This is a genomic window from Dehalococcoidia bacterium, assembly GCA_025054935.1.
Classification (GTDB): domain Bacteria; phylum Chloroflexota; class Dehalococcoidia; order SpSt-223; family SpSt-223; genus JANWZD01.
This window is the reverse complement of sequence record JANWZD010000079.1, coordinates 1-545: the sequence shown is the minus strand read 5'-3', so window position 1 is coordinate 545 and position 545 is coordinate 1. Positions and strand designations below refer to the sequence as shown.

Genomic DNA, 545 nt, shown 5'->3' with positions numbered 1-545 from the left:
CGTTCCTCGAGCGTCGCGGCGAGGAGGTTCATCGCTTCCGTCGTGCCGCGCACGAAAACCACCTCCTCGGCCGACCCGGCCCCGAGAAAATCCGCAACCTCGGCACGCGCGGCCTCGTACGCGTTCGTGGCTTCCGCGGAGAGCTTGTAAACCCCGCGGGCGACCGGTCCCCAGTGGGTCGCGTAAAAGTCCGTCAGCGCTTCGAGGACCTGGCGCGGCTTCTGCGCCGTGGCCGCGCTGTCGAGGTACACGAACGGCCCGCGCCGGCTCCGCACGGCGAAGATCGGGAAGTCCGCACGGAGTCGCTTGCCGTCGAGCTTCTCGAGTACGGCCATCGAAGACATTCGAATCCCCGCACCGGCCCCGCTCAGATGGCGTCCCGTACGACGTCCCCCTGCGGCACCCACCGCAGGAGGAACTCCTGGAGCTCTTTGCGGGCCGTTTCGAGCTTGACCTGGTCGACGACCTCGGCGGCGAACGCGTAAGTGAGCAGGCTCTGCGCCGCCTCGAAACCGATGCCGCGCGAGCGCAGGTAAAAGACCGCT

Annotated in this window: 1 protein-coding gene; it reads right to left on the bottom strand. The window is 68.1% G+C overall.

Annotation, left to right across the window (positions count from 1 at the left end; all coding sequences use genetic code 11):
- Nucleotides 1–335: aminotransferase class V-fold PLP-dependent enzyme (locus NZ773_16355; GenBank protein MCS6803496.1), on the bottom strand; the 335-nt coding region annotated here is incomplete at its 3' end.
- Nucleotides 336–545 lie beyond the last annotated feature (210 nt).